At 70.0% G+C, this 20,398-nt stretch carries 15 protein-coding genes and 2 rRNA genes; 6 read left to right on the top strand and 11 right to left on the bottom strand.

Annotated elements, in window-relative coordinates:
- Positions 1-2: 2 nt before the first annotated feature.
- From JKJ07_RS17395 to JKJ07_RS17375, 5 genes are all read right to left on the bottom strand, one after another.
- Entirely contained in the window at positions 3-677 is a 675-nt protein-coding gene (locus JKJ07_RS17395) for a lysophospholipid acyltransferase family protein (protein WP_202992649.1), read from the bottom strand.
- A gap of 151 nt (positions 678-828) precedes the next feature.
- Positions 829-3,951 (bottom strand): isoleucine--tRNA ligase, encoded by a 3,123-nt coding sequence (gene ileS, locus JKJ07_RS17390; RefSeq protein ID WP_202992648.1) that lies wholly within the window; start codon positions 3,949-3,951, stop codon positions 829-831.
- A gap of 214 nt (positions 3,952-4,165) precedes the next feature.
- A complete protein-coding gene (locus JKJ07_RS17385; protein ID WP_202992647.1) occupies positions 4,166-5,695 on the bottom strand; it encodes an alkaline phosphatase D family protein in 1,530 nt (509 codons plus the stop codon).
- 69 nt (positions 5,696-5,764) lie between these two features.
- Complete coding sequence (locus tag JKJ07_RS17380; RefSeq protein ID WP_202992646.1) at positions 5,765-5,986, bottom strand: hypothetical protein; 222 nt, start codon at positions 5,984-5,986, stop codon at positions 5,765-5,767.
- On the bottom strand, positions 5,983-6,768 hold the full coding sequence (locus JKJ07_RS17375) for a RelA/SpoT domain-containing protein (protein WP_202992645.1): 786 nt from the start codon (positions 6,766-6,768) through the stop codon (positions 5,983-5,985). Before JKJ07_RS17375 ends, JKJ07_RS17380 begins: the two co-directional genes overlap by 4 nt.
- 71 nt (positions 6,769-6,839) lie before the next feature.
- Between JKJ07_RS17375 and JKJ07_RS51760 the strand changes: the two genes are divergently transcribed.
- The 4 genes from JKJ07_RS51760 to JKJ07_RS17355 all read left to right on the top strand — a co-directional run bounded on the left by JKJ07_RS51760 (position 6,840) and on the right by JKJ07_RS17355 (position 10,708).
- A complete protein-coding gene (locus JKJ07_RS51760; RefSeq protein WP_202992644.1) occupies positions 6,840-7,832 on the top strand; it encodes an ArsR/SmtB family transcription factor in 993 nt (330 codons plus the stop codon).
- A gap of 29 nt (positions 7,833-7,861) precedes the next feature.
- Positions 7,862-8,839, top strand: coding sequence for an ABC transporter ATP-binding protein (locus JKJ07_RS17365; RefSeq protein WP_236029284.1), 978 nt, complete (start codon positions 7,862-7,864; stop codon positions 8,837-8,839).
- Positions 8,836-9,606, top strand: coding sequence for an ABC transporter permease (locus JKJ07_RS17360; protein ID WP_202992643.1), 771 nt, complete (start codon positions 8,836-8,838; stop codon positions 9,604-9,606). Before JKJ07_RS17365 ends, JKJ07_RS17360 begins: the two co-directional genes overlap by 4 nt.
- Positions 9,607-9,922: 316 nt before the next feature.
- Complete coding sequence (locus JKJ07_RS17355) at positions 9,923-10,708, top strand: ABC transporter permease (RefSeq protein WP_202992642.1); 786 nt, start codon at positions 9,923-9,925, stop codon at positions 10,706-10,708.
- Here JKJ07_RS17355 and ndk read toward each other — a convergent pair.
- Positions 10,705-11,121 carry a nucleoside-diphosphate kinase gene (gene ndk, locus JKJ07_RS17350; RefSeq protein WP_202992641.1) on the bottom strand — a complete coding sequence of 139 codons (417 nt, stop codon included), beginning with the start codon at positions 11,119-11,121 and terminating at the stop codon, positions 10,705-10,707. The genes JKJ07_RS17355 and ndk overlap by 4 nt on opposite strands.
- Positions 11,122-11,260: 139 nt before the next feature.
- On the opposite strand from ndk, the gene JKJ07_RS49920 reads away from it, so the two are divergent.
- Positions 11,261-14,887: a VOC family protein gene (locus JKJ07_RS49920; RefSeq protein ID WP_236029283.1), complete on the top strand. Its 3,627-nt coding sequence runs from the start codon at positions 11,261-11,263 to the stop codon at positions 14,885-14,887.
- A gap of 27 nt (positions 14,888-14,914) precedes the next feature.
- Here the strand turns inward: JKJ07_RS49920 and JKJ07_RS17340 are convergent, their stop codons facing one another.
- Genes JKJ07_RS17340 through JKJ07_RS17330 form a run of 3 tightly spaced genes read right to left on the bottom strand, consistent with a single transcriptional unit; the run spans position 14,915 to position 19,229 of the window.
- Entirely contained in the window at positions 14,915-15,283 is a 369-nt protein-coding gene (locus tag JKJ07_RS17340; protein ID WP_202992640.1) for a DUF4233 domain-containing protein, read from the bottom strand.
- Positions 15,280-16,605 (bottom strand): bifunctional folylpolyglutamate synthase/dihydrofolate synthase, encoded by a 1,326-nt coding sequence (locus JKJ07_RS17335; RefSeq protein ID WP_202992639.1) that lies wholly within the window; start codon positions 16,603-16,605, stop codon positions 15,280-15,282. Before JKJ07_RS17335 ends, JKJ07_RS17340 begins: the two co-directional genes overlap by 4 nt.
- Positions 16,602-19,229 (bottom strand): valine--tRNA ligase, encoded by a 2,628-nt coding sequence (locus tag JKJ07_RS17330; protein ID WP_202992638.1) that lies wholly within the window; start codon positions 19,227-19,229, stop codon positions 16,602-16,604. The genes JKJ07_RS17335 and JKJ07_RS17330 overlap by 4 nt, the downstream gene beginning before the upstream one ends.
- A 68-nt stretch (positions 19,230-19,297) precedes the next feature.
- Here JKJ07_RS17330 and JKJ07_RS17325 point away from each other — a divergent pair, with 68 nt between their 5' ends.
- Positions 19,298-19,951 carry a hypothetical protein gene (locus JKJ07_RS17325; protein WP_202992637.1) on the top strand — a complete coding sequence of 218 codons (654 nt, stop codon included), beginning with the start codon at positions 19,298-19,300 and terminating at the stop codon, positions 19,949-19,951.
- Positions 19,952-20,057: 106 nt separating this feature from the next.
- Here the strand turns inward: JKJ07_RS17325 and rrf are convergent.
- A 5S ribosomal RNA gene (gene rrf, locus JKJ07_RS17320) occupies positions 20,058-20,174 on the bottom strand.
- Between the two features lie 103 nt (positions 20,175-20,277).
- Positions 20,278-20,398 (bottom strand): 23S ribosomal RNA (locus JKJ07_RS17315); the annotation flags it as partial.

Genomic DNA, 20,398 nt, shown 5'->3' with positions numbered 1-20,398 from the left:
CCCTACTCCTTCGCGGGCTTGGCCGGGGCGTAGCGCGGCACGTACTCCTGGCCGGTCAGCTTCTGGATCTCGGCCATCAACTCGTCGGTCAGCGTGCGCAGCGAGGTGCGGTCGTCGGCGCGGCCCTCGGGGTCGATCGGCTTGCCGAACTTGACCGTGACCACACCGCGGGCCGGCTTGGGCAGGAGCTGACCGATGGGCTGCACCTTCTCGGTGCCGATCATGCCGACCGGGATGATCGGCACCCCGGCCGCCACCGCGAGCCGGGCCGCACCCGTACGGCCGCGATAGAGCTTGCCGTCGGGCGAGCGCGTGCCCTCGGGATAGATGGCGACCGCGTCACCCGCCTTGAGCACCGGGATCGCGCCGTCGAAGGCGGTCAGGGCGGCCCGGCCCCCGCCGCGCTCGACCCGGATGGCGCCGAGCCCGTGCATCAGGTTGCGGTTGAGCCAGCCCTTGACGCCGGTGCCGTCGAAGTAGTCCGACTTCGCCCAGAAGGCCAGGTGGCGGGGCTGCGCCGAGCCGAGGAAAAGCTCGTCGGCGACGGAGAGGTGGTTGCCGGCGAAGATCACGCCGCCGGTCCTGGGGATGTATTCGAGACCCTCGACGCGCGGGCGCCAGCCGAGCATCATCGCGTTGCCGACGGTGAGCTTGCCGATCGTGTAGAGCAGCGGCAACTGAGGTTCCTCCGGGGACAAAGGACGAGCGCAAACGTGTGGGGAGCGCGGTCAGGTTACCGGAGGGAAACCCGGAAGTCCCTGTCGATCCCGCCGACCGGCCCGGACATTCTTCGCAGAGGCGGCAAATGCCCGGGCCGAGTAGCTGGATTCACACGGCTTTGGCCACCCGTACGGTCACCTGATCGCCCTCGCCGACCTCGCCGGCGAAGCCACTCTCCCCAGCTTCCGCCGTCGCGAGCAAGGTCGCCAGGGTTTCCCCGGCCACGAACTCGCGGTGCGCCTCGACGGCGGCCCGTACGGGTTCGGCGGCCGAGACGACCAGCGAGATCCGGTCCGACACGTCGAGACCGGCGTCGCGCCGGGCCTGCTGCACCACCCGGATCACGTCGCGGGCCAGGCCCTCGGCCGCCAGCTCGCCGGTGACCGCCGTGTCGAGCACCACGACACCCCCGCCGGCGGGCAGCGGCGCCGAGTTCTCGACGTCCGCGGCGACCAGCTTGAGCTCGTACTCGCCCTCGGCCAGGGTGACGCCGGCCGCGACCGGGGCGCCGTCCACGAGCTGCCACTCGCCCGCCTTGACGGCCTTGATGACCTGCTGCACCTGCTTGCCGACGCGCGGGCCGAGGACCCGGGGCACGACGGTCAGCACCTGCTCGCAGTACGCGGCCACGTCGTCGGTGAACACGACCTCCTTGACGTTGACCTCGTCGGCCACCAGGTCGCTCAGGCTCCGCAAATTCACCGCGTCGGCGGTGGCCACGGTCAGCTTGGCCAGCGGCAGCCGGACGCGCAGGCCCCGGGCCTTGCGCAGCGACAGGGCGGCCGAGGCGACCTCGCGGATGGCGTCCATCGAGGCGACCAGGTCGTGGTCGGCCGGGAAGTCCGCGGCGGCAGGCCAGTCGGTCAGGTGCACCGAGCGGCCGCCGGTCAGGCCGCGCCAGATCTCCTCGGCGGTCAGCGGGGCGAGCGGGGCGACCACGCGGCACAGCGTTTCGAGCACCGTGGCCAGGGTGTCGAACGCGTCGGTGTCACCCGCCCAGAACCGGTCCCGCGAGCGGCGGACGTACCAGTTGGTCAGGGCGTCGAGGAAGGACCTGACGCTCGCCGCCGCGCCCGAGATGTCGTACTCGTCCATTTGGCGCTGTACGTCGGTGACGAGCTCATTGGTCTTGGCCAGCACATAACGATCGAGCAGGTCCGGGGAATCTGTCCGAAACGTTGCGACGTGCGACGAAGCGTTGGCGTAAAGCGAGAAGAAGTACCAGACATTCCAGAGCGGCAAGAGGACCTGCCGTACGGAATCCCGGATCGCCACCTCGGTGACCGGCATGTCCCCGCCCCGCAGCACCGGCGACGACATGAGCATCCAGCGCATGGCGTCCGACCCGTACGAGTCGAAGACCTTGTAGACGTCCGGATAGTTGCGCAGCGACTTGGACATCTTGCGCCCGTCCTCGCCGAGCAGGATGCCGTGGCTCAGGCAGTTGCGGAACGCGGGCCGGTCGAACAGGGCCGTGGCCAGCACGTGCATGGTGTAGAACCAGCCGCGGGTCTGGCCGATGTATTCGACGATGAAGTCGCCCGGGTAGTGGTGCTCGAACCAGTCCTTGTTCTCGAACGGGTAGTGCACCTGCGCGAACGGCATCGACCCCGACTCGAACCAGCAGTCGAGCACCTCGGGCACGCGCCGCATGGTCGACTTGCCGGTCGGGTCGTCCGGGTTGGGGCGGGTCAGCTCATCCACGTACGGGCGGTGCAGGTCTTCGATTTTGACCCCGAAGTCCTTCTCCATCTCGGCGAACGAGCCGTAGACGTCGACCCGCGGGTAGTTGGGGTCGTCGGACTTCCAGGCCGGGATCGGCGAGCCCCAGAACCGGTTGCGCGAGATCGACCAGTCGCGCGCGTTGGCCAGCCACTTGCCGAACGAGCCGTCCTTGATGTGGGCCGGCGTCCAGGTGATCTCCTGGTTGAGCTCGACCATGCGGTCGCGGAACTTCGTGACGGCCACGAACCACGACGACACCGCCTTGTAGACCAGCGGAGTGTCGCAGCGCCAGCAGTGCGGGTACGAGTGCGTGTAGCCCTCGTGCCGCAATACGACGCCGTTCTGCTTGAGCACGGCGATGATCGGCTTGTTGGCCTCGAACACCTGCACGCCCTGCCAGTCGGGCACGAGCGCGGTGAAGCGGGTGTGGTCGTCGACGGTCACGATCGTCGGGATGCCGGCCGCGTTGCAGACGTTCTGGTCGTCCTCGCCGAAGGCGGGCGCCTGGTGCACGACGCCGGTGCCGTCCTCGTCGCTGACGTAGTCGGCCGCGAGCACCTGGAACGCGTTCGGCCCGCCCTGCTCGACCAGAAAATCGAACAGCGGCGTGTACTTCCGCCCGGCCAGCTCGCGCCCGGTGACGCTGCCGACCTTCTCGAAACCCTCAAGTTCTTTCCCGTACGCGGCCACGCGCCCCGCCCCCAGGATGACCTTGCGGCCCTCGGGGTTGGCCAGGATCGCGTACTCGATGTCGGGCCCGACGGCGAGGGCCAGGTTGGACGGCAGGGTCCACGGCGTGGTCGTCCACACCGCGATGTCCTCGCCCGTCTCCAACCGGAACGTGACCGTCAGCGCCGGGTCGGTGCGATCCCGATAGACGTCGTCCATCCGCGTCTCGGTGTTCGACAGCGGCGTCTCGCACCGGAAGCAGTAGGCCAGCACCCGGAAGCCCTCGTAGACCAGGCCCTTGTCGTGCAGCGTCTTGAACGCCCACATGACCGACTCCATGTAGCTGGGGTCGAGGGTCTTGTAGTCGTTCGAGAAGTCGACCCACCGGGCCTGACGCGTGACGTACCGCTCCCAGTCCTTGGTGTAGGCCAGCACCGAGCTGCGGCAGGCCTCGTTGAACTTGTCGATGCCGAGCTCGACGATCTGCGCCTTCGTGGTGATGCCGAGTTGCTTCTCGGCCTCGACCTCGGCCGGCAGCCCGTGGGTGTCCCAGCCGAAGCGGCGCTCCACGTGCTTGCCCCGCATGGCCTGATAGCGCGGCACCAGGTCCTTGACGTAGCCGGTGAACAGGTGCCCGTAGTGCGGCAGCCCGTTGGCGAACGGCGGGCCGTCGTAGAAGACGTACTCGTTGCTGCCGTTCGTGCCGGCCGGACGCTGCTCGACCGACGCCTCGAACGTCTTGTCGGCGGCCCAGTGCTCGAGGACGGCGCGCTCGACGGCGGGCAGGTCGGGGCTGGCCGGCACGCCCGCGGCGTCGGTGTGCTTCGGATAGGCCATGGTCGGTGGTTCTCCTCGTAGCAGTCGTCGGACTGCGAGGACGAGCCCTCAGGCCCGCGGTACCACCTCGCTTGACGGATCTCTCCGCCCGCTCATTTTCGGGTCGCCCCCGCCCGGCTCTACTAAGACCGTCAGGTCCGTTCTTCCGGAAGCTCCCCGGTGATGGCCGGATCGTCGCCTGCGCTCAGACAACGATACCGGCCGTCGCCGTATTTCAGCGCCTCGGGGCGGGCAGGGTCGTGCTCCAGAGGGACACGCCCTCGCGGTCCCGCAGGTTGACCGTGAACGCCTTGGTCTCGGCGTCGATCTCCACCTCGCCGAAGTGCTGGAAGCCGTCGGCCGGGGACGTGTTCGCCGCGGGCGGGGCGTGCACGAAAGCGGTCTGCGGGCCGAACGTGGCGTCGAGCGCGTTCGGGCCGAAGGCGCCGGCGTGGGCCGGGCCGCTCACGAACTCCCAGAACGGCGTGAAGTCCTGAACCGCCGCGCGGGCCGGGTCGTAGTGGACCGCCTGCGTGTAGTGCACATCCGCGGTGAGCAGCACGATGCCGGTGACGCCACGCCGGTGGGCCGACTGCAGCACCTGGGCGAACTCCAGCTCGCGACCCTTCGGCGCACCCGGGTCGCCCTGGGCCACGCCCTCCTGCGCGGTCGCGCCGTCCGGCACGACCAGGCCGAGCGGCAGGTCGTTGGCGATCACCTTCCAGGTCGCGCGCGACTCGCGCAGCCCCCGGATCAGCCACTCCCGCTGCTCCCGCCCGAGCAGCCCACGGTTCGGGTCGGCGTACGTGTTGCCGTCGTTGACGTCCTTGAACGTGCGCATGTCGAGCACGAAGATGTCGAGCAGCGGCCCGTACGAGATCTTGCGGTGGACCGGGCCGCTCCGCATCGGCGTCGGCACCCACTCGTGATAGGCCTGCCGGGCGCGCTCGGCCAGCACGTCGACCCGCTTCTCGGTGTAGCGGGCGTCGTCCAGGATCTCCCCCGGATACCAGTTGTTGGTGACCTCGTGGTCGTCCCACTGGTTGATCTGCGGAACCTCGGCCGCGAACGCCTTGTAGGCGTCGTCGAGCAGGTTGTATGCGTACTGGCCGCGATACTCCTTGAGCGTCTCGGCGACCTTGAGCTTCTCCTCGGTGATCAGATTGCGCCAGATCCGCCCGTCGGGCAGCGTCACCGACTCGACGAGCGGCCCGTCGGCATAGACCGTGTCCCCGCTGTGCAGCAGGAAGTCGGGCCGGCGGCGGCGCATCGACTCGAAGAGCTTCATTCCCCCGTACGCGGGATCGATGCCCCATCCCTGCCCGGCCACATCACCGGTCCACACGAAACGAACATCCTGACGCCGTACGGGTGCTGTGCGCAGCGACCCGCTGACCGGCGCGCCGAACAGACCCGGGCGCTCCAGGCTCTCAGCTCGTACGCGGTAATAAAGCCGCTCGCCCGCGGGCAGGCCCCGCAGGGTCAGCTTGCCGGTGAAGTCGGTCGCCGGCGTGACCACGGGCCCCCGCAGCACCCGCGCGCCACGAAAATCGGGCCGCTTGCTGACATGCACCCAAAGCCGCCCCGGCCGATCGGCGCGGCTCCACACCACGGCCGACCCGGCTAAGGCATCACCACTCTGCACGCCATGAGTGAGCACGGGCCGAGACCCGGCCGACGAGAAGGCCGGCGCCCCACCGACCAAACTGACCACACCACCGGCCACACCGGCCCGAAGCAGATTCCGTCGCGAGATCGAAGTCATGACTCTGATGCCTATCGATCCCGCATGACTCCCGGATGGCCAACCCCTGAACACCACCCCGTGATCCCCTCAACCCCGAGCGATCTCCCCAAGGCTCATGAAGTACCGCGAATGCGTGCGCCGAATGTCCTCGCGCGAGTCCGCGCTCAGCACAACGATCTCGACATGGCTCGGCCGCCCTTCCCGCTCAGCCGCGAAACGCGCCTCCAACGCCTCGTCGCCGTCCAGGAACTCCCGCTCCTCGAGCAACTCTCCATGCAGCCGGTCAAAAATCAGCAGGTAGTGCTTCATCGAGGCCTCCCTTCCCGCTCCGCCGCATCAGCCAAGGTGGCGAACGCCGTCCGGACGATCTCCACGGCTCGGCGGCGGTCCCAGGCGGCTTCCCCGTAGTCGGAGCCTACCGCCCGAGCCCCGTCGGCCACCTTCGCTTTTGCGTCCACGAACTGCGCCTCAGTGATCGCTATGTCCTGACTGAACGAGAGGAAATCGGCGACCATCTGGCCCCTGATGTCCCAGGCGCCGTCCGCCCGGTCGTTCCGATCGGGCTCGCCGTCATAGCGGATCTGGCGGCCCCACAGGTCGGCCAGTCGCTCGAACATCTGCGCCCACAGGTGCTGAAGCTCCGTTCGGAACTGAATTTCGACCGGCACGCCGTCGATCTTCGCGACGACATGCACCGCCCGATAGCCGGATCGCGGGTCAGCGCGCCGATCGATGACCGACTGCCCGAAACCCCGCCGCTCGAGAGCCTCGCAAAAGGCCTGCACAGCCTGGTCCTGCTCGATCAAATCCGCATCCAGAACGACGCGGGATCCCGCCAGATCTTGAATGGTCCGCAGGCTCGACCGCCGATCGCGGCGCAGTTTCCCGACAATCGTGCCCGTTATCTTCAGCCGGCTGACCGGATGGAAACCCAGCTCACGTAGAAGCGCGTTGACGATCTGCAAGGCCTCCCGGTAGGCGGCCAGAACCGCTTTGAGGAGCTCAAGGTCGGGAGGCTCGGGTTCCGGCGCGTCGCGCAACCGTTCACCCAGCTTGCCCATTTGGGTTTTGCTGATCGGGAGGGCCACCACCCCGTACACACTAGTCGCATGTAAAGGGTGAGGGAAATCGATCATGCCGTGATGCATCTAGGATTCGGGGTGTGATCCGGATCGAGATTGATGAGCCGACTCTGTCGCGGACACGGATTGCGATCAGCCCGTTGGCCGAGGTGTTCTGCAGTCTCAGCCTGCTGCAACGCAACCCCGGAACCGTGCCCTGGCCGTACGAGGGGTGGGCCCGCCGCGCCCGGGGCATGACCGAGACGGTGTCGCTCTATCTGTCGCTGCCCTCGGTGTCGCCCGACTTCCTCTGCCCGCCACCTCTCACGGCGATGCCGACGATCGCCGAGCAGCTCGACCAGCTGCGCTCCACGCCGGCCGCGGTGATCGAGCACGAGATCGGCAAGCACTACCCGGACGGCGACGTCCTGCCGGGGCTGCGGCCGTTCCTCGACGATCGGCAGGCGGCGCTCGACCGGCTCGCCGACGGCGTCCGGGCGTACTGGGACGCCGCGATCGCCCCCTATTGGCCGGCCATGCGGGCCGCGCTCGACGAGGAAGTGCTGCTGCGGGCGCGGGCGCTGGCCGCCGACGGGCCGGACGCGCTGCTGTCCCAGCTGCACGAGCGGGTCCGCTGGGAACGGCCCGTGCTCACCCTGGTCAAGCCGCTGGAGCAGGCGTTCGAGGCGGTCAACCAGCGGCTGCTGCTGGTGCCGCTGATCTTCTCGCGGGGCGCGCTGCTGTGCTCCTGCGACCAGCCCGACCTGGTCATGGTCACGTATCAGTCGCGCGGCGCCGCGGTGCTGGCCGAGACGCCCGTGCCGCCCGCCGACGACCGCCTCGCCATCCTGCTGGGCCGCGGCCGCAGCGCCGTGCTGCGCGCGCTGACCGTCCCGGCCACGACGACCGGCCTGGCCACCGCCCTCGGGCTTGCCCCGAGCACGATCTCGGAACACCTCGCGGGCCTGCTCGCGGCCGGGGTCGTGCACCGCCGCCGGGCCGGGCGCCGGGTGCTCTACGGGCTCGAACCGGCCGGGACGGCCCTCGTGACACTGCTCGGCGAGGATTCGGCCCGCACCGAATTCGTTTCCTAGACCGCGGTCGATTCCCTAGCGTTCCGCGCATGGGGAGCGACTACGCCATCGAGGCAGAAGACTTACGCCGGACGTACAAGGCGCGCACGGGCTGGCTCAAGCCGAAGCGCACCGAGGTCGAGGCGGTTCGCGGGGTGACGTTCACGGTCGGCCGGGGCGAGCTGTTCGGGCTGCTCGGGCCGAACGGGGCCGGCAAGACGACGACGATCAAACTGCTCAACACGCTGCTCATCCCGACCTCGGGCACGGCCCGGGTCTGCGGGCACGACGTCGAGAAGGACACCCGGGAGGTACGCCGGCGGATCGGCTACGTCTTCGGCGGCGACCGCGGGCTCTACGACCGCCTGTCCGCGCTGGACAACCTGCGCTACTTCGCCGAGCTGTACGGGGTGGCGCCGCGCGACCAGAAGCGCCGCATCGCCGAACTGCTCGACCTGGTCGGGCTGGCCGGGCGCGAGGGCGAGCGGGTCGAGGGATATTCGCGGGGCATGCGGCAGCGCCTGCACATCGCGCGGGGGCTGCTGCACTCGCCCGACGTGCTGTTCCTCGACGAGCCCTCGATCGGGGTCGACCCGGTGGCCGCGCGCGAGCTGCGGCGCACGGTGGCCGACCTGGCCGCGACGGGCACGACCGTGCTGCTCACGACCCACTACATGGCCGAGGCCGACGAGCTGTGCGACCGGATCGCGGTGATCGCCGACGGGCAGATCCAAGCCCTGGGCACGCCGGCCGAGCTGCGCCACCGCGCGGACGGGCGCCGGGTCGTCGAGGTCGAGGCGTACGGCGTGCCCGAGAGCGCGGTGGAGTCGCTGCGCGGGCTGCCGGGCGTACGGGAAACCGCAGTTGAGGCTCGTGGGGCCCTGCAACTGCTGACCGTCCACTCCGACGCTCACGTGGATGTGCAGGGTGACGTACTGCGTGAGCTGGCCGGGATCCGGCTCGGCCGGGTGAATAGCCGGGAACCCACGCTCGAGGACGCGTACGTCGCGATCGTGAGCGCGGCATGAGCGTCCTGCGAGTGCTCACGGTGGGCACGCTCATGCACATCAAGCAGATCAGCCGCTCCCCCTTCGAGATCGCGATCACCCTGATCGTGCCGATCGTGCAGGCCACCCTGGCGGTCTATCTGTTCCGGGCCGGCGGCGAACAGCATCGCCTGCTCGAGGCCGCGGTGGGCGCCGGCGTGATGGGCATCTGGTCGTCAGTGCTGTTCGGCTCGGGCGGCGCGATCCAGAGCCAGCGCTGGCTGGGCACCCTAGAAATGATCATGCTGGCCCCGCGGCGGCCCGTCCTCGTCATCCTCCCCATCACGATCGCCACGGGCCTGACGGGCATTTACGCGCTGCTCGCGACACTGGTCTGGGGGCGTTTCCTGTACGGCATCAGGCTCGACTTCGCCCACCCGCTGGCGTTCGTCGTCGCGGCCGTCGTCTGCGTGCTCGCGCTCGGCATGTTCGGCCTGCTGCTGGCGGCCACGTTCGTGCTCATGCGCAACGCGAACGCGCTGGCCAACACGCTCGAGTATCCGGTCTGGCTGGTCTCGGGCATGCTCGTGCCGATCACCGTGCTGCCCTCCTGGACCGGCCCGATCGCCGCGATCCTGCCCACGACGTGGGGCGCCCGGGCCCTGCGCGAGGCCACCAGCGGCGGCCCGGTCTGGCCGTCGGTCGCCGTCTGCCTCGGCATCAGCCTGCTCTGCCTCGCCTTGGGCGGCCTGGCCCTTACGTACGTCGAACGCCGCGCCCGCGCCGCAGCGACGCTGGCCCTCGCATGACCCCGCCGCCCGCCGCCCGCCGCCCGCCGCCGACACGTTAGTAAGTCCGAACTCACATGCCGCGGGATCGCCCCCTCTTCGCGATGTGAGTACTCACTTACCAGCCGCAGGCCGCACCCCACCCAACGATGTGAGTACTCACTTACCAGCCGCAGGCTGCGCCTCTCTTCGCGATATGAGTACTCACTTACCAACTACGAACCGCACGCCTGCCCGCGATGTGAGTACTCACTTACCAGCCGCAGACCGCACCCCACCCCACCCCACCCCACGATGTGAGTACTCACTTACTGAGCCACCCCGAAAGGCGCCTCGCATGAAGACGCTGCGTTTGATGACCGTCGGCGGCACGATCGCGTACCGGGCATTGTTCAATTGGACGACGCCGGGCATGTTCGTCGGCACGTTGCTGGTCGGCCCGCTGTTCCAGCTGCTCTTCTTCGCCTATCTCGGGCGCCAGCTGCAGGTCGCCGACGACCGGTTCTACATCGTCGGCAACGCGGTGCTCACCGCCTCGCTGGCCTGCGTCTTCGGCGGCACCATGGCGGTCGCCAACGAGCGCCGCTTCGGCACGCTCGGGCACGTGCTGCTCTCCCCACGCAGCCGCACCGCGATTTTCTGGGGGCGAGTTCTCCCGTACGCGGGAAACGGTCTTCTGATCGCCGTGGTCACGCTCGCCGTCGGCGCGCTCCTGCTCGGGCTGCGGATTCCGCTCGGCGCCCTGCCGGGGCTGTTGCTGGCCATGGCCGCGGGGTCGCTGGCCTGCGGGTTCTTCGGGTTGACGCTGGGCGCGCTGGGTCTACGGTTCCGCGACGTGTGGGTGGTCTCGAACGTCTCGGTCGCGCTGTTGCTGCTGCTCACCGGCGTGAACGTGCCGGCCTCGGGGCTGCCCGGCTGGATGGTGACGGTCGGTCACTTCCTGCCGATCACGCACGCGGCGGAGGCGGCCCGGCGGCTCGCGGCCGGAGACGGAATGGCCGCGGCCGCGCCCGCGCTCGGCCAGGAATTGCTGGTCGGGGCGGGTTATGCGGTCGCGGCCGTCGCGTTGCTGAAGATCTTCGAGGTCGAGTCCCGGCGGCGGGCCTCGCTCGACGCGCTTTAGATCTTGGGGAACCAGAGGGCGAGCTCGCGCTGGGCGCTCTCCGGCGAGTCGGAGGCGTGCACCAGATTCTCCCGGTTCGACAGCGCGAAATCGCCCCGGATCGTGCCGGCGGCCGCCTTGCGGCCGTCGGTCGAGCCGATCATCGCGCGCACCACCTCGATCACCTCGTCGCCCGCGAGCACCAGCGCGACCAGCGGCCCGGAGGTCATGAACTCCTTCAGCGGCGGATAGAACGCCTTCTCCACGTGGTCGGCGTAGTGCTGGTCGGCGAGCGTCGCATCCATCGTGCGCAGCTCCAGTGCCTCGACCACCAGGCCCTTACGCTCGAACCGGCCGAGGATCTCGCCGAGCAGTCCGCGACGGACCGCGTCGGGCTTGAGGAGCACGAGCGAACGCTCGGTGGGGCTGGACAACTAGTCCTCCATGGGTGCTAAGGGGCTACGTTCAGCCTATCGGTACCGCGAATGCGGCGAGCGCCAACGCCGGTACTACCGCACTTTCGCTCACACTGAGCCGGGCAATAACCTGACGGGGTAGAGCGGGAGGTCCACATTGGCAAACCAGACCGGACGTCCGATCGCGCCGGCACGGAAGCTGGTCGCGGCGGTCGCGGGCACGATCGCGGTCTTCGTGGTCGCGCTGGGATTCGGCATGTCCAGCCTCGGGGTGATCATCTTCGGGGTCGCGCTGCTCGGCCTGGCGGTGGCCCTCGGGGTGGTCAATGTGGTGCGCCGCGGCGCCCGGGCCTGGGTCGCGGGCAGCGCCGAGGTCCGGTCGATCACGCCGCCACCGGCCACGACGTCCGTCTACGGGCGGGCCCGGATCCAGGCGGTGATCGTCGCGCCCGGCCTGCCGACGAGCGAGGTCGAGATCAACGAGTCCCGCATCCCGGTCGTGAAGTGGCCCGAGCCCGGCGACACCCTGCCCATCACGGTCGACGTCGACGACATGCGCCGCGTCAAAATCAACTGGGACGAGGCCTCCCCCCGCGAGCGCGGTGAGAATCCGCCCCCGCCCCCGGCCGACTTCGACGACGAGCCCGACGCCGACCTCGACGCCGACCTGCTGGGCGACCTCGAGCCGCCGCCGTGGACCAACCGCGACAGGTCCTGGTCGCGCGACGACGGCGACCCGCCGCCCCCGCCGCCGCCCGGCAGCTCCCCGCCGCCTCCGGGGCCCCCGCCGTCGTCCGGCGGTGGCGGCTCGCGCCTCGAGTCCGGCCTGGATTCCGAGGAGTATTCGGAGAGCCCGGTCGTGGTCCGGGACACGCCGGCGGGCCCGATAGTCGAGGGCGAGTTCGTCAACCACGACGACAAGCCGTCCCCTCTTCCGCGCCGCGCCGCGGCCTCCCCCGGCTTCGCCTCGGACACCGACCCGGACATTTCGGACGAGCCGGACCGCTTTGCGGCAGCCGACCCCGACCGCTTTGGGGCGGCCGACCCCGACCGCTTTGGGGCGGCCGACCCCCCTCGTGGCGGCTATGGAGACGCCGACGATGCTCGTGGCGGCTATAGCGATGCCGACCCCGCTCCTGGCGCCTATGACGACGCAGACCCTGACCGTCCTGGCTACTCGGGCGCCGGTTCCGATCGGCCGGGTTACTCCACGGCCGGTCCCGCGCCGACTTCCACCGCGACCGTCGGGGCCGCCGCGGCCGGTGCCGCTGCTGGTGCGGCTGCTTCCCGACCGGCCGGTTCGCGGCCCAGCCCCCGCGCCCGGGGCGGCGCCGCCACAGCCACCGCCGAGCACCACTCCCCCTCCGGGCCACCGCCCCAGCGCGAGCCCCACCCCGACGACGCGCTGGTCACCGACATCCCCCTGGACGACCCGCCGCCGCCCGGTCGCGCCGCGCCGCAAGATCGGCCCACGGCCCCGTACGGTTCCACCCCGGAGGATCCGCCGCCCCACCAGCGCCCCGAGCCCACCGCGACGTCGACCCCGCCGAGCCCGTCACGGATCGGATCGTTCCCGACCGCGCCCGACCCGACCACTCCGCCGCCGACCGCGCCACCCCCGTCCGGTCCCCGCCCGACGGCACCCACCCCGGTCTCCCACGACGAGATCGACCTCCCCCTGGACGGCGATCCCGACCCGGCGCCCGAGTCCACGCCGGCGGCCGCCCAGGCCAGGTCGGAAGACCTGATCGCCCCGCCCGTCGACGACACGGCCCACATCCACCCGTCCACCCGGTTCATCTCCAACGCGGCCCACGAAGCCGCCATGCCCCAGCCCGAGATGACCAACCCGGCCCCCCGCCCACGCCCCCACTCCGAGCCGACAGAGCACGAGAACACACGCCCCACCCCGACCGCGTACGGCAGTCCCCGCCCCGAGTCTGCGGACCACGACGACGCGCGCCCCGAGCCGACCGCGTACGGGACCCCGCGTCCCCAACCGTCGGACCACGACGACACTCCGACCCAGCCAATCGCCTACGGCAGCCCCCGTCCCCGGCCGTCGGACCAGGACGATGAGCCGACCGCCTACGGCAGCCCACGCTCCCAGCCATCGGACCAGGACGACGAGCCGACCCAGCCGGTCGCCTACGACAGCCCGCATCCTCAGCCGTCGGGCCGGGACGACGAGCCGACCCAGCCGATCGCGTACGACGGCCCCGAGCCGGCGATGGAGGGCCACGCCTTCACGGGCCGGCGTCGCCCGACGCCAACAGACTCCACGCCCGACGACGAGCCGACCCAGCCCCTGTCCGAAGCCGGCCGTGTCGAGCCGGACGAAGCCGACCGCGACCAGGAGCACGAGGCGCCGGAGCCCGAAAAACACACCGGCCGTTTCGCCACCGCAGTCGGCGCGGTAGCAGCAGCCGCCGCGGCCGCGGTCCGAATGGTCAGCAAGTCCGACCGCGACGACGAGCCCCCACGGGCGGCCGACGAGGAGGTGTCCTCGCGTCCCACCCCCAACATCCCGGTGAGCGACGACGACACCCGCGCTCCCGGCGATGCGAAGCCGGCCCCCTCCCACGGCGCGGCCCCGACCGCCGAGGCGGCACCGTTCTTCGAGTCCTCCCTTCTCGACGAGGAAGACTCGACCCGGCTGCCCTCCCCAGGCGCCCCCAGCACCGCGGCACCGACAGCCACAACAGCAGCCCCCACTACGGCACCGTCGGACACCACTGCGGCTTTCCCAGCCGGAGCAGCTACCCGCGCCCCCGGCGCCGCTTCGGACACCAGCGCAGCCTTTCCCGCCGGAGCAGCCACCCGCACACCCGGAGCGCCGTCAGACACCACTGCAGCCTTCCCAGCCGGAGCAGCCGCCCGCACCTCCGGAGGGCCTTCGGACGCCGCAGCCGCCTCCGCAGCCGGAGCAGCCGCCAGCGCCGCAGCGGGGGCCGGTTTCGCCGCCGCCCGCGGCACCAACGGCACCCCATCGGTGTCCGACCCCACCACAGGAGCCCGCTCCACACCCCTAACGGCGAGCACCGGACCCGCCCAACAGCCCGAATCCGAAGTCGGCCCGAGAGCCGGAAGCGGAGCCGGCGACGAAAGCAAAGCCGGGGGTAGGGCCGAGAACGAGGCACGGGCCGGGTCAGGAAGCGGAGCCGGAAACCAAGCTGACGCGGGGGCCGGGCCGGAAAGCGGAGCCGGAAGCGCGGCCGGGCATCCCGGCGGCGGCACCCACCCGAAGCCGTCGCCCGCGGCGGCAGCCCTGGCCGCAGCCGCAGCCGCCGCGGCGGCCCAAGACCGGGACCGCGACCGAGGCCCCTGGGCCGACCTGGCCGGCACCCCCGAGCCCGACGACACCACCGCCGACGTGATCACCGCGTACCCGAGCGCCCGTCCCGGCCCCGCGGGTGCGATCTACGGCGTCGGCATCACCGTGCTGGTCACCGACCTCGCCCGGTCCACGGCGTTCTACCGCGACATCCTCGGCTTCTTCGAGATTGACGGCGGCGACGGCAGCGCCGTGCTGGCCTCCGGCGACACCCGGCTGGTGCTGCGCACCGTCCACGACCTGTCGACCGAGGCCGGCCGCCTGATCTATCTCAACCTGGAGGTCGGCGACGTCGAGGCGGTCTATCAGGAGCTGGTCGGCAAGGGGGTCGAGTTCGTCCACCCGCCGCAGCCGGTCAACCGGGGCGACCGGCTCGAGCTGTGGTCGGCCGCGTTTACCGACCCCGACGGCCACAACATCGCCATCACCCAGTGGCGGGCCATCCACTGACCCGAAGAAGACGCGCAGAGGGCCAGCCTATCCGAGGATGGTCCTCCGCACGTACAGGGCATAGACCCAGGCCGCGCCGAAGAACAGGCCCAGCACCGCCAGCGACCAGTGAAAAAGCCCGCTGGCCAGCAGCAACACCTGCAGCACGGTGCCCGCCGTCCAGGCCCAGGAGCGGCGCATCATGCCCGCGAGCAGCGCCGCCAGCACGGCCAGGACGATCACCGACGCGATGCCCCAGCCGTTCAGGTCGCCGCCCATGATCCGGATCGGCTGGATGCCGAGCAGCAGCACGATGGACTCCAGCACGAGCGTCCCCGCGCCCAGACCCCGTACGGCGGCCTGGGGGTTCTTCAGCCCCGAACGCGGAGCCTCGTCACCGGGCGAGGGCGAGGTCATCGCTTGAGCAGCTTCCGGGCGTCGGCCACCGTGACCACCGAACCCGTGATGATCACTCCGACGCCGCTGAGCTCGCCGGACGTGTCCTCCTCGGCGATCACGACGGCCTCCTCGATCGCGTCCGGCATGGTCTGCGCGACCGTCACCCGATCCTCGCCGAAGATGTCCGTCGCCAGCTGCGCCAGCTCGTCGACCGGCATCGACCGCGGCGAGCTGTTCTGCGTCACCACGATCCGCGCGGCCACCGGCTCGAGCAGGTCGAGCAGCCCCGACACGTCCTTGTCGCCGAGCACTGCCACCACCGCGACCAGGTGCCGGAACGAGAACTCCTCCTCCAGCGCGCTGACCGTCGCCGCCATGCCGTGCGGGTTGTGCGCCCCGTCGAGCAGGATCGTCGGCGCGCTCCGCACCCGTTCGAGCCGCCCGGGCGAGTCGACCTGCGCAAAGCCTTCCCGTACGAGGTCCAGCTCCAACTGCTTGTTGGGCCCGGCCCCGAGGAACGCCTCCACCGCCGCCAAGGCCAGGGCCGCGTTCTGCGCCTGGTGCGCCCCGAAGAGCGGCAGGAAGATCTCGTCGTACACCCCGCCGAGCCCCTGCAGCGTGAGCAGCTGCCCGCCGACGGCCTGGGTCCGCTCGATCACGCCGAACTCGCTGCCCTCGCGGGCCAGGGTCGCGCTCATCTCGGCGCAGCGCTCGAGGATGGGCCGCATGGCCTCCTCGGTCTGCAGCGCCGAGATCACGGTCGCGCCCTTGTGGATGATGCCGGCCTTGGCCCAGGCGATGTCCTCGATCGTGTCGCCGAGCCACTCGGTGTGGTCGAGCCCGATCGGGGTCATCACGCACACCCCGGCGTCGATGACGTTGGTCGCGTCCTCCTCGCCGCCCAGCCCGACCTCGACGACCGCGATGTCCACGGGGGCGTCGGCGAAGGCCGCGTACGCCAGCGCGGTGGTCATGTCGAAGTAGGTCAGCGACTCGGTGTTGCGCGCGTCGATCAGCTCGGCCAGCGGCGCGACCTCGTCGTACGTGGCGGCCAGCCGCTCCTCGCTGATCGGCTCGCCGTCGAGGCTGATCCTCTCCCGTACGGTCTCGAGGTGCGGGCTCGTGTAGCGCCCGGTGTGCAGGCCGTGCGCCCGCAGCACCGCGTCGATCATGCGGGCCGTACTGGTCTTGCCGTTCGTGCCGGTCAGGTGGATCGCCGGGTAGGCCCGCTGCGGGCTGCCGAGCACGTCCATCAGGTCCCGGATCTTCTGCATGTCGAACGCCATGCGGGTGAAGCCGCGCTCGTTGAGCGCGGCGTCGACCTCTGCGAATGTGCTCATGCCGTAGGCAACGCTTCGAGGGCCGCGGCAATTCTCGCCAGATCAGCCTCGGCCGTCGCCAGCCTGTCCTTGATCTTCGCGACGACCTGCTCGGGCGCCTTGCCGATGAACGACTCGTTGCCGAGCTTGCCCCGGCACTGGGCCGCTTCCTTCTCGGCGGCGGCGCGGTCCTTCTCGAGGCGGGCCCGCTCGGCCGCCACGTCGATCGTGCCGCGGGTGTCGAGGTCGACCGTGATCGCGCCGGACACCGCGAGCGTCGCCGTGGCCGTGAACTCGGGGCCGGGCTTGTCGAGCCGGGCCAGCGAGCGGATCAGCGGCTCGTGCGTGTCGATGCCGACGTTGCCCAGGCCGGTGAGCGCCGCGGAGACCCGCTGGCTCGGCTTGAGCCCCTGGTCGGAGCGGAACCGCCGGACCTCGGTGACCACCTTTTGCAGGGCGGCCAGCTCCTCCTCGGCGGAGTCGTCGATCAGCTCCTTCTCGGCCGCCGGCCACTGCGCCTTGACCAGCGTCTCGCCGCCGGTAAGGGCGATCCACAGCTCCTCGGTGACGAACGGGATGACCGGGTGCAGCAGCCGCAGCAGCTGGTCGAGCACATGACCCAGCACTCTCTTCGAGGCCTCGGCGTTCCCGGAAGCCAGAACCGGCTTGCTGAGCTCGAGATACCAGTCGCAGACGTCGTCCCACGCGAAGTGGTAGAGGGTGTCGCAGACCTTCGCGTACTCGTACGCCTTGAACTGCTCGTCGACCTCGCCGATCACGTGCTGCAGGCGCGACAGGATCCACTTGTCGATCGCCGACAGCTCGTCGACCGGCGGCAGCTCGCCCTCGACCGTCGCGCCGTTCATCATCGCGAACCGCGTGGCGTTCCAGAGCTTGTTGCAGAAGTTGCGCGAGCCTTGGCACCACTCCTCGCTGATCGGCACGTCGGAGCCGGGGTTGGCCCCGCGGGCCAGCGTGAAGCGGGTGGCGTCGGCGCCGTAACGGTCGATCCAGTCGAGCGGGTCGACCACGTTGCCGAACGACTTCGACATCTTCTTGCCGTGCCCGTCGCGGACCATGCCGTGCAGGTTGACCACGTTGAACGGCTGCACGTCGTCCATCGCGTAGAGCCCGAACATCATCATCCGGGCGACCCAGAAGAACAGGATGTCGTAGCCGGTGACGAGCACGCTGGTCGGATAGAACTTGGCCAGCTCGGCGGTCTGCTCGGGCCAGCCCATGGTCGAGAACGGCCACAGCGCCGACGAGAACCAGGTGTCGAGCACGTCCTCGTCCTGGGTGTAGCCGGCGGGCGGCTCCTCGTCCGGCCCGACGCAGACGGTCTCGCCGTCCGGCCCGTACCACACCGGGATGCGGTGGCCCCACCACAGCTGACGCGAGATGCACCAGTCGTGCATGTTGTCGACCCAGGCGAAATAACGCTTGGACAGCTCGGCCGGCTCGATCGTGACCCGGCCGTCCCGTACGGCGTCGCCGGCCTTCTTCGCCAGCGGGCCGGTGTTGACGAACCACTGCAGCGAGAGCCGCGGCTCGACGGTGGTCTTGCAGCGCGAGCAGTGCCCGACCGAGTGCACGTACGGCCGCTTCTCGGCGACGATCCGGCCCTCCTCGCGCAGCGCGGCGACGATCGCGGGACGGGCTTCGTAGCGGTCGAGGCCCTCGAACGGGCCGTGCACGGTGACGACCGCGCGCTCGTCCATCATGGTGATGCTGGGCAGGTCGTGCCGCTGACCGATCTCGAAGTCGTTCGGGTCGTGGGCCGGGGTCACCTTGACCGCGCCGGTGCCGAAGGACGGGTCGACGTGCTCGTCGGCCACGATCGGGATGCGCCGCCCGGTGAGCGGCAGCTCGATCTCGGTGCCGACCAGGTGCTTGTAGCGCTCGTCGTCGGGGTGGACGGCCACGGCGGTGTCGCCCAGCATCGTCTCGGCCCGGGTGGTGGCCACGACGATCGAGTTGTCACCCTCGCCGTAGCGGATCGAGACGAGCTCGCCCTCGTCGTCGGTGTGCTCGACCTCGATGTCGCTGAGCGCGGTGAGGCAGCGCGGGCACCAGTTGATGATCCGGTTCGCGCGATAGATCAGCTCGTCGTCGTAGAGCCGCTTGAAGATCGTCTGGACGGCGCGGGACAGCCCCTCGTCCATCGTGAACCGCTCGCGCGACCAGTCGACGGAGTCGCCCAGCCGGCGCATCTGCCCGAGGATGGCGCCACCCGACTCGGCCTTCCAATCCCAGACCTTCCGTACGAAGTCCTCGCGTCCGAGGTCGTGCCGGGACAGCTGCTGCGCGGCGAGCTGACGCTCCACCACGTTCTGTGTGGCGATGCCCGCGTGGTCCATGCCCGGCAGCCACAGCACCTCGAAGCCCTGCATCCGCTTGAGCCGCGACAGGGTGTCCTGGATGGTGTGGTCGAGGGCGTGCCCGACGTGCAGCGAGCCGGTCACGTTGGGCGGCGGGATGACGATCGAGAACGCGGGCTTGTCGCTCGCCGGGTCGGCGGTGAAGTAACCCTCGGTTACCCACGTCTCGTACCGCCGCTGCTCTACCTCGCCCGGCTGATACTGGGCGGAGAGGCCGCCGGTGGGCCGGCTGTCGGGGGTGCGGTTCTGGGTCGTCTCGGTCACCCGACAAGTCTACGGATGCCGCGCCGGAACCCCGAATTCGCATCGCCTCTGCTTGCTACGCTCCTGCAATGCCCGAGCCCGGCCCCAATCAGATCGACATCGGCACTCCGCCGCCCCACGATGCACCCTCTGTTGACGACGGCGCCGAGGGTCAGGCCAAACCCAAGACCCGTTTCCCCGTACGGCGTGTGTTGATCGTCGGCGTGCTGGCGATCGCGACGGCCGGCGTGGTGACGCTCGGCTTCACCAGCTGGCGCATCATCGCCCAGAAGGACGCCACCCTGAGGGTCCCGCCGCAGATCGGCAACCTCCGCGTCGACGGCTCGGAAAATGGCGTCTCCACGGCCGACTATCTGCAGACGGCCCTGGCCGCCGAGGTCGATCTCGACCGTACGGTCGCCGCCGTCTATCAGGAGACCGGCGACAAGGACGTGCTGTTCCTCGGGGGCACCGGCCTGATCTGGACGCCGTCGCGCGATCTCGAGTCGGCGATGTCGCTGATCTCCGACAAGGAGGGGGCGGTGACCGGCCTCCGCTCCGTCGACCCGGGGCCGCTGGACGGCGTGATGAAGTGCGGAATCACCAAGACCCCGGACGGCGACCTGACCGTGTGCGGCTGGGCCGATCACGGCAGCCTGGCCATCGCCATGTTCAACAACCGCACCGAGGCCGAGGCCGCCGGCCTCATGCGCACCATTCGTGACGCCGCGGAGACCCGCTAACGCGCATACAAAAATGGCCGCACCCTGACGGGTGCGGCCATTGTTTTTGGAGCCTGAAAAGCAGTAGGCCCACCCCGTGTGGGGTGGGCCTACTGTTTCACGTTGAGTCCGGCGGCGTCCTACTCTCCCACACCCTCCCGAGTGCAGTACCATCGGCGCTGGAGGGCTTAGCTTCCGGGTTCGGAATGAGACCGGGCGTTTCCCCTCCGCTATGACCACCGAAACAGCTGTCAGCGTGACGAACAATCCAACAGACTCGCCGTCGCCGGCGTTTCTGGTTGTTCGTTTGCTGTGAATCACACAGTGGACGCGCTCATAAATTTAGGGTGGTTAAGCCCTCGGCCTATTAGTACCGGTCGACTGAACCAGTTACCTGGCTTACATCTCCGGCCTATCAACCCAATAGTCTCTTGGGAGCCTTACCCACTCAAGGTGGTGGGATACCTC

The organism is Paractinoplanes lichenicola (assembly GCF_016785085.1).
Classification (GTDB): Bacteria; Actinomycetota; Actinomycetes; order Mycobacteriales; family Micromonosporaceae; genus Actinoplanes; species Actinoplanes lichenicola.
Note: the sequence above shows the minus strand (reverse complement) of the source record. Positions and strands in the feature narration are given on the sequence as shown.

Coding starts and splice junctions, on each gene's coding strand:
- ileS (WP_202992648.1), bottom strand. CDS start 3,951: ATGGCCTATCCGAAGCACACCGACGCCGCGGGCGTGCCGGCCAGCCCC.
- JKJ07_RS17385 (WP_202992647.1), bottom strand. CDS start 5,695: ATGACTTCGATCTCGCGACGGAATCTGCTTCGGGCCGGTGTGGCCGGT.
- JKJ07_RS17380 (WP_202992646.1), bottom strand. CDS start 5,986: ATGAAGCACTACCTGCTGATTTTTGACCGGCTGCATGGAGAGTTGCTC.
- JKJ07_RS17365 (WP_236029284.1), top strand. CDS start 7,862: ATGGGGAGCGACTACGCCATCGAGGCAGAAGACTTACGCCGGACGTAC.
- JKJ07_RS17360 (WP_202992643.1), top strand. CDS start 8,836: ATGAGCGTCCTGCGAGTGCTCACGGTGGGCACGCTCATGCACATCAAG.
- JKJ07_RS17355 (WP_202992642.1), top strand. CDS start 9,923: ATGAAGACGCTGCGTTTGATGACCGTCGGCGGCACGATCGCGTACCGG.
- JKJ07_RS17340 (WP_202992640.1), bottom strand. CDS start 15,283: ATGACCTCGCCCTCGCCCGGTGACGAGGCTCCGCGTTCGGGGCTGAAG.
- JKJ07_RS17335 (WP_202992639.1), bottom strand. CDS start 16,605: ATGAGCACATTCGCAGAGGTCGACGCCGCGCTCAACGAGCGCGGCTTC.
- JKJ07_RS17325 (WP_202992637.1), top strand. CDS start 19,298: ATGCCCGAGCCCGGCCCCAATCAGATCGACATCGGCACTCCGCCGCCC.